Source organism: Lonepinella sp. BR2271, from assembly GCF_051851515.1.
GTDB lineage: Bacteria > Pseudomonadota > Gammaproteobacteria > Enterobacterales > Pasteurellaceae > Lonepinella.
The window spans coordinates 1-8,473 of record NZ_JBPDVF010000018.1 but is presented as its reverse complement, the minus strand read 5'-3'; the positions used below and the strand labels follow the sequence as shown (position 1 = coordinate 8,473).

Here is an 8,473-nt window from a genome sequence, read left to right as displayed (position 1 = left end):
GGATAATGGTGAAGTCACCGTGACTTATCCAGATAATTCAACGGACACTATTGAGCCTGCCAAGGCTGTCAGCGTGATTCCGATCGCAGACTATACGGAACCAACAGTCCCTACTGAAGATATCATGATAACCGACCCGTTCCACTTAACGCCAGAAGACAAAAAAGCGGTAGAAAAAGCGGTACTTGATGCAAACCCTGATATTGCCGACAAAATTAAATCCGTTGTTGTGTCGGACGACGGTAAAACAGTAACCGTAACCTATACCGACAATTCAACTGACGAGATTACGCCAACGCTAAAAGCCATACACCAAGACCCGGTAGATCCGGAGCTTCGTGCATTAAAAGACGGTAGCGTATTGATCTATATGCCGGAAGATATGCACCAAGTGAAAGTAACCTACAAAGATGAAACAGGTGCGGACAAAACGGCTACCTTGACTTCTAATCGTGATGGCACTTGGACATCTGATTCTCCTGACGTTAGCGTAACAAACGGCGGTTATGCGGTTTTACATGCTAACAGCGTACAAGACAGTCAAGATGTCACTGCAAAATCCGTATCAAAAAGTAGTGATGAGTCTCCGACTGGAGTGACTGAAACAGCCTTGGCAGATCCGACCTACTTCAAGGATACCGACCTTCAATATACCTATGTCGGTGGTGCAGAAAGTGTCGGTGGTGATTTCGCTTATTCAGCTGGTTCTACCAGCAATGCCCTAAATGGCACTGCTGCACCAAATAATAATTTGAATATGTACGAAACCTATAAAGAATGGGGTGGTACGGGTAATAGCCGAACCAATACAAATAATCAAGCATCGAGAATTACTTATAACACGTACAGCGGTGATAAAGTTCTGCAAATCTGGACGGATGCGAAAAAGCATGGTGATATCCCAGATGCGAGCAACGACGCCTACATCCTACGTGGTGACTTAGGCGACGTGAATAATACGGGACTTGGTATGTTCATCAATATGATACCGCTATCAAATACAACCCCAGGGTATGATACTTTTGATGACGCCTTGGTGATTGAAGGTCAAATCAAAGGCTTGTCAGGAACAGCAACACGTACCAGCTATGATGTAACGATGAGTGCTGACCGCTATGCGGCAGTAGGTGTAAACACAGCTGGTGGCGACGACTTAGTTTGGGTCGGTGCAAGTAATACTGCGACTAAGGTTTACTACCGTGCAGAAGATGGTACTTACCATTTGAAACCAGTAGAAGGTTCAACTGAATACACTGGTGCACTAGCAAGCAAAGTGGCTGAGTCTGACTTAACCAACGGTCAAGGTGGTAATATTGCAAGCTCCGAGATTATTTTAGGTGTAGGCAATGACCACTTAATCGTGGAAGGCTTTACAGCTGAAAAAACCGAAAAAACAGATGCGGCGATTTATAACAGCCTTGTAGATGTCGGCGGCGGCTTGAACCATATTGTGGTAGATGGCAGCAACGAAGGCACCAACAATTCATACAATCACATGATTGTGGAATCTTGGATTACTGACCGCGGTGTGGACGGCCAAACCACCATTACGGCGGAAGGTATTCAAGGCTCACATATCAGCTTAACCGGCAAGGGTGATGATGTGATTAGCATTGAGTACGGTACAAGTAATGCTCGCACTGATTACGCACAATGGGATGTGTATTCATCAAAAGACAATGAGATTAACTTAGGTGAGGGTATCGATACTTTAGTCTTTACCGGCAACCACTACAACTACAACCTAAGCGAACTTTCAAGCACGCCAATGTCTGCAGAAATCGTTGTGGTTCAAGGCTCAAGCAATACGGTTACCGTGGCGTTAAGCGATTTAACCAGCACAAACGTTGAAATCGGACAAGACGGCAAAGCGGTATTCCGCATTGTAGACCAAGGTTCAGACAACAGCGTGGCCTTAGAAACCGGCAAGTTCACCAAAACCGAACAAGTCATCGTTGACCAAGACGACGCAAAATACGACGTATATAGCGTCTCTGGAAACGACAACTTGTTGGTTTATGTGGAACAAAGTTTCACGGTAATCTAATCGTAGCGTTACGCTAACCCCCAAACCGCCCCTCACCTAAGTTACTAGGTGAGGGGCGGTTTTTTTGTGTAATAATGGCGGGGGTAATGTCGCACTTGGGATTTGAATCTGCGTTATTTTTAATGTACTATAGCGGAGAGAATACACTCTAAAATATAATTATGCTACAATTTACAAACCATGTTTAATAAGGAGTATTTATCATGGCCCAATATTTTGGTTTTATGACCAATACTGCAACATACAAACCAATCAAACCAAGTGTATCTAATACTTTAGATATTAAGTATATCCATAGCTTAGTAGATGAAGGTATTGAACTTACACCAGAGCAGGAGAAAGTATTCTTTGATGACGCAAGACAAAGAGCTGACTACTATGATGGTTACATAGATTGGGAACGTATGGATTATATGATGGATTGTGATAGTGTTAAAATTGAACTACCTGACAATCCAACATTTGATGATATTTATCAAGCTCTCTTTAATAGAACATCAGAGCTTAAAAGCTAATGAAACCAAAGTATACATTTAATATAGCGAGTAAGATGAAGTCAGAGATGGATTATTACCCTGAAGACCAAAAACTAGCTATAACTCAATTCTTAGAAATTTACACATACTTTGGTTTACAAGACTTTAGTAAATACAAAGGTAAGATTACTCAATCCTGGAAACCAAATACTGCTGGATATGAGTATGCTAAATACTACAGATTATGGCATTACCATTTAGGTATTCCTAAATATGAAAAGAGTAGATACCATACTTACTACACATCAGATTATGTATTACACTTTATATGGGATAAACCAAACCATATTACCTTAGTAGATGTAACACCACACTACAATGCTAAAGGTGAATTTATTTTACCTACAAAGGATTACTTGGAGTAATAGATTAACAGCTTTACCTAATACTGTTACTACAATTAAGATAGGGAAAAGTAAGGATGAAATTATGTATATTGCAACCTATAGCGAAGCACGCAATAATTTAAAAAGTGTGATTGATATGGCGATTGATGATGTTGAGCCTGTGATTATTCACCGTAAAAATGCGGAAAATGCGGTGCTGATGAGTCAATCACATTATGACAGTTTAATGGAAACGCTGTATTTGCTAAGCAGTCAGGAAAATGCGAAACGTTTAAGACAAGCAATGAAAGATTATCGTGCTGGCTTAGCACAAAAACGTGATTGACAAATCCCCTCTAATTACCTTATTATAAACACATCAAACGAGCCTTAATGGTTTGAATGATTTGGGTGTAAGCTACCATAAGTGCTACTTAAATAGGTGTAAGCTACCATAAGTGCTACCTAATTGGGTGAGCGACCATAAACGCCAAACTGATTTTAAAGTCAAAATCGCCAATGAACACCGATCAACTATCCGCTTTGCCTATATGTTCCCCATTGCTGAAAATGCACTTATTGATATTGATTATAGCGCTGAATTTAAAATAGACCTCAAATACACCGCGCTTTTGATCAACGAAGATTTATAAACAGCCGTTTTTTAAGCAAATTTATTGATCACACTAAAAAATCAGTGTACAATCCAAGGATCTTTAACCCAATTTAATAAAATTTAGTCGAAAAACCATTGACAAACTTTATGATCGAAAGACAAAATCCTAAGCAAGCAAGCAAGCAAGCAAGCAAGCAAGCAAGCAAGCAAGCAAGCAAGCAAGCATATTGGAAAAAGTATTTCCCTTTGGGCAAGTACCTTTTCCCTTTGTCGATCTCAACTATCCCTTTTTCAATCCCCAAAAACACCTTGGCAGCGATTGCTGTTAATGTATTTCCCCGTTTTTCATGATTTGAAATAAATGATTGAAAAAATGCTTGAAAAAATTCTTTAAATTATGTTTATGATGAACAACTCAAACTAGGAAAACTTTTTATGACAGTCTTACTCAAAATTAAAACCCAAGGCAACACGCAAAGCGTTGAAGTTGCCAAAAATGTCGCTAATCAAGCGGTAAAAATTCAGCACGTCGGTGGCACCGCGGTTTATGAACTGCTCGATTTAGACACCAACGTCGCACCACAACAGATCGTCAGCAAACGCGTTGGCGACGATTTACATATCATCTTCAAAGATTCACAAGATGAAGATTTAATTATCGCGGATTATTACAAGGATCCCGCCTTAATTGAAGGCTTGGCCGAAAACGGACAATATTACCCTTACATCCCCGCCAACAGCGAATCAGCCAGTGCCATTGCCGCGCTAAATGACAGCATGCTCGCCACCGAAGTCTTAGGCGGTGAAGCCATTATTGCCGGTTGGGTACCACATTGGGGTTGGGTCGCCGCCGGCGTAGCAGCCATTGCCGGCATTGCTGCCATTGCCAGCAGTGGCGGCAACGGGAGTTCTTCTTCTACGCCTAAAATCACCACTGACACGCAACCGAATGACCCGGAAGCAACGCCAGTGAAAGACCAAGCACACTTAACACCTGACGAAAAAACTGCAGTAGAAAAAGCGGTACGTGATGCGAACCCAGATATTGCGGACAAAATCAAATCCATCAGCGTGGCGGATGATGGTACAGTGACCGTAACTTATACAGATGATTCAACCGATACCATTAAACCGGCTGTCACGCTGAAAGACTTCATCACCAAAGAAACCGATCCAACAGACTTGTTAGATGAAACTACAGGCGCGGATACCCGTGTAATCGTTGAAGACGACACAAAATTAACGGATGATGACAAAGCGAACGTGCTTAAAGCATTGAAAGAGAATGCAAGCAATGCTAACGATCCGTTAGTCACCGCGGCCTTAAACAACACCGACAAAGCACCAGAATGGACGGTGGAAGGTTTAGTCATTACTTATCCTGATGGCTCAATTGACACGATTCCTTATAACCAATTAGTGAAAGAGAAAATCACCACTGATGTCAATCCGACTGACTTATACAAAGAAGCGGAAGGCGAAAATCCAGCGGAAGATACACGTATTCTTGTTGATGATGATGCGAATATCTCTGACGCAGAAAAAGCGGCAGTGATTGAAGCGTTAAAAGCCAATGCAGAAAACGCAGGCAAACAAGACGTCATTGACGCGTTAAATGCGACAGGCGACAACGCACCGAAATGGGAAGATGGCAAACTTGTTATTACCTATGCGGACGGTTCAACAGACGAAATCGCGTTAGACCAATTGATTAAAGAGAAAATCACCACTGACGTGAATCCGACTGACTTATACAAAGAAGCGGACGGTGAAAATCCAGCGGTAGATACCCGTGTTGTTGTAGAAGATGATGCGAACTTAACTGACGACGACAAAGCGGCAGTCATTGCAGCATTGAAAGCGAACTCAGAAAACGCAGGTAAACAAGACGTCATTGACGCGTTAAATGCGACTGGCGACAAGGCACCGAAATGGGAAGATGGCAAACTTGTTATTACCTATGCAGACGGTTCAACAGACGAAATCGCGTTAGACCAATTGATTAAAGAGAAAATCACCACTGACACGCAACCAAACAACCCAGCAGCAACGCCAGTTGAGAACAAAGAACACTTAACTGATGCTGAAAAAACTGCGGTGGAAAAAGCGGTACGTGATGCGAACCCTGATATTGCGGACAAAATCAAAACAGTAACAGTGGCTGATGACGGTACAGTAACAGTAACCTACACAGACGACTCAACTGATGAGATTTCGCCAAATGTAACAGTGAAAGACTTTATCACCAAAGAAACCGATCCGACAGACTTGTTAGATGAAACTACAGGCGCGGATACCCGAGTGATTGTGAAAGATGATTCAGCTTTAACAGACACCGATAAAGAGAACGTAATTAAAGCGTTAAAAGCAAACTCAGAAAACGCAGGTAAACAAGACGTCATTGATGCCTTAAATGCGACAGGCGACAACGCACCAGAGTGGACGGAAGAAGGGCTAGTGATCACCTATGCAGATGGTTCAAAAGACACCATTAAATTAGATCAATTAGTGAAAAACGAAATCACAAAAGACACTGACCCTGTCGATCTCTTCGATCCAGATGCCGATCCTTCGGTCGATACGCGTATTCCAGTGTTAGATACAGAAAAGCTAACGCCAGACGACCAAGCAAAAGTCATTGAAGAACTGAAAAAAGTGAATGATAATCCAGATGTGCTTGAGGCATTAACCCGCACAGACGTTCCGCCAGTATGGCAAAAAGATGAAAATGGAAAAGATCAAATCTTGATTACCTATAGCGACGGCTCTACAGACCTTATTCCGCTAGATCAAGTGGTGAAATTGGCGATTTCGGCAACCGTAGATCCAACCGATCTGAACAACAAAGAGGCAGCATATCCTAATCAAGTGGAAGACACCCGTGAGCCAGTGGTTTATCCGAGAGATTGGGAAAAAACCGCTAAAAATGCAGAAGAAACCGCACGCATTGTGGAAGCCTTAAAACTGCGTGAAGAAAACATTGCCAAACAAGATGTGATGGATGCGTTAAACAATGAAGCTAATCCACCAAAATGGACGGCTGAAGGTTTGCTTATCACCTATCTGGACGGCTCAACTGACGTAATGCCGATTGGCGAATTAGTTAAAAGCTATGAACCAGTTATTCCGGAACTGCGTGCTTTGAACACCGGTGAAGTCTTGGTATACTTGCCTGAAAATATGGTTAAAGTGACCGTGGATTACACCAATGAACAGACAGATGAGAAAGACGTTATCACTTTCACCAATAACAATGACGGTACTTGGTCATCAGATCACCCTGATATTACCGATCTCAGCGCGGGCGACTACGCACGGATTGCGGCTACGGCAGTTGCAGACGGCACCGAAGTGAAGGCTCACTCAGAAATTTCCGACGGCACTGAATCTGGTTATAGTAGAATTATTGAAGCCGCGCCTAACCCAGACTACTTCACGCCAGCCGATTCGGAAAGTGCCGGCGCAGTTCCTGATGATTCTGCGGATTACAAACTAGATACCTTAGCAAAATATAAGGAAACTTGGGAGGCAAATGGTGTAACTGTTGAGAGTGAAGGCTTTAACGGTACCGCATCAGATGGCACGCCGTTGACGGGAACAAGACTTAAAGTAGCAAATGATGAAAAAGATAGCCAATATGTGATAACGGGTGATATGATCAGCAGTGCAGCAAATGACAATGTTAATATTCAGATGGCTGATCACACTTCGAATAATGCGGTTATCGTTCACGGCGACATTAGTGGTGCACCAAATACCACGTCGTCAGACGGCTTAATTGACTTCAGCGATGGTTTCACCTCGGCTGGTGCTACTGGCTATACCGTACGTGCAGGGGTGAGATTCGGGGAAGGCTCAGACTTGCTTTGGGTCGGCGCATCTAATCCAAATGTCAAGCTCTACTTTAACCCAACCACAGGTTACAGCTTCACCCAAACTGAAGGCTCAACGCTGGTTACCCCAAGTGTAACAGCTGCAGCCAAAGAAACCACCGGCGGCTCAATGCGCTATGCCGAAGTGGTGTTTGACAATGTCGCTGGTGATGGTACTGGTGGCGATGACACGCTAGTTGTGGAAGGTACAAGTGACAAAGATCTTGCCAAAGAGGCGACAAACGCCGCGATTTACAACAGTATGATCAGCTTAGGCGCAGGCAATGACACCATTTTAACCGGCAGCGGCACAGGCGAAGTGGATTATTCAGGTATGATTCTGAATTCTACGATTGTTCTGGCTGATACACATAATGAAGAGTATATTGACTGGGCCGCCAATGAAGTCGTCCCATTCAAAGGCGATAACACCATTATTACCACAGGCTTGAAAGACAGCGTAGTTGATTTTGGTGTGATTAACGATGATATTGACGGCGGGAAGTCGGCAAGCACGGTTGTTAATGATGATACCATCAGCATTGAATACGGTACGGATAACGGCTTATATAGCAGCACCGGCAACCAAATCAATATGGGACACGGTGTGGATACGTTAATCTTCACAGGTACAGATCAAACCTATGTGCTTGCGGATATTTCCAGCACGCCAATGTCAGTTGAAACCGTGAAAATCACCGGTGACAACAACAAGGTAACCGTGGCATTAAGCGACTTGTTAGATGATGGCAATATAAACGTAGACCCTGAAATCGGACAAGATGGTAAACACATCTTCCGTATCGGTAGTAGCGGTGAAGGCAACACCGTTGATCTTGACGAGAATTTTGTTTCAACCGGTCAAACCGAAGTTTCCGAGTTCAACAACGTTTACGACATTTACAGCGTAACAGGTTACGACAACTTGTATGTGTATGTTCAACAAGGCTTGAATGTGGTTTAATCTGAGTTAACGAAAAAACGCGGTGGGAATGATCTGACCCCAAAAAGTTAGACACTTACATCAAGGACTGACGACGATATTGTATCGGACTCAGTCCTTTTAATTTTAACTG

7 protein-coding genes and 1 pseudogene are annotated in these 8,473 nt (G+C 43.0%); 7 read left to right on the top strand and 1 reads right to left on the bottom strand.

What is annotated here, in order from left to right; translation table 11 throughout:
- From ACTG7X_RS10935 to ACTG7X_RS10905, 7 genes and pseudogenes are all read left to right on the top strand, one after another.
- Window positions 1-2,047 (top strand): annotated as a pseudogene (locus ACTG7X_RS10935) (hypothetical protein); the annotation flags it as partial.
- 203 nt (window positions 2,048-2,250) lie between these two features.
- A complete protein-coding gene (locus ACTG7X_RS10930; RefSeq protein WP_439258477.1) occupies window positions 2,251-2,562 on the top strand; it encodes a hypothetical protein in 312 nt (103 codons plus the stop codon).
- A gap of 35 nt (window positions 2,563-2,597) precedes the next feature.
- Entirely contained in the window at window positions 2,598-2,948 is a 351-nt protein-coding gene (locus ACTG7X_RS10925) for a hypothetical protein (RefSeq protein WP_439258476.1), read from the top strand.
- Window positions 2,949-3,012: 64 nt separating this feature from the next.
- A complete protein-coding gene (locus tag ACTG7X_RS10920; protein ID WP_439258475.1) occupies window positions 3,013-3,255 on the top strand; it encodes a type II toxin-antitoxin system Phd/YefM family antitoxin in 243 nt (80 codons plus the stop codon).
- A gap of 112 nt (window positions 3,256-3,367) precedes the next feature.
- The gene (locus tag ACTG7X_RS10915) at window positions 3,368-3,562 is read left to right on the top strand and encodes a hypothetical protein (RefSeq protein ID WP_439258474.1); all 195 of its coding nucleotides are present in this window, start codon (window positions 3,368-3,370) and stop codon (window positions 3,560-3,562) included.
- A 110-nt stretch (window positions 3,563-3,672) separates the two neighbouring features.
- On the top strand, window positions 3,673-3,876 hold the full coding sequence (locus ACTG7X_RS10910) for a hypothetical protein (RefSeq protein ID WP_439258473.1): 204 nt from the start codon (window positions 3,673-3,675) through the stop codon (window positions 3,874-3,876).
- 84 nt (window positions 3,877-3,960) lie between these two features.
- Window positions 3,961-8,361: a hypothetical protein gene (locus ACTG7X_RS10905; RefSeq protein ID WP_439258472.1), complete on the top strand. Its 4,401-nt coding sequence runs from the start codon at window positions 3,961-3,963 to the stop codon at window positions 8,359-8,361.
- 55 nt (window positions 8,362-8,416) lie between these two features.
- Here the strand turns inward: ACTG7X_RS10905 and ACTG7X_RS10900 are convergent.
- The coding region (locus ACTG7X_RS10900; protein ID WP_439258471.1) for an IS3 family transposase at window positions 8,417-8,473 on the bottom strand (57 nt) is incomplete at its 5' end.

Coding starts and splice junctions, on each gene's coding strand:
- ACTG7X_RS10920 (WP_439258475.1), top strand. CDS start 3,013: ATGTATATTGCAACCTATAGCGAAGCACGCAATAATTTAAAAAGTGTG.
- ACTG7X_RS10910 (WP_439258473.1), top strand. CDS start 3,673: ATGATCGAAAGACAAAATCCTAAGCAAGCAAGCAAGCAAGCAAGCAAG.
- ACTG7X_RS10905 (WP_439258472.1), top strand. CDS start 3,961: ATGACAGTCTTACTCAAAATTAAAACCCAAGGCAACACGCAAAGCGTT.
- ACTG7X_RS10930 (WP_439258477.1), top strand. CDS start 2,251: ATGGCCCAATATTTTGGTTTTATGACCAATACTGCAACATACAAACCA.
- ACTG7X_RS10925 (WP_439258476.1), top strand. CDS start 2,598: ATGAAGTCAGAGATGGATTATTACCCTGAAGACCAAAAACTAGCTATA.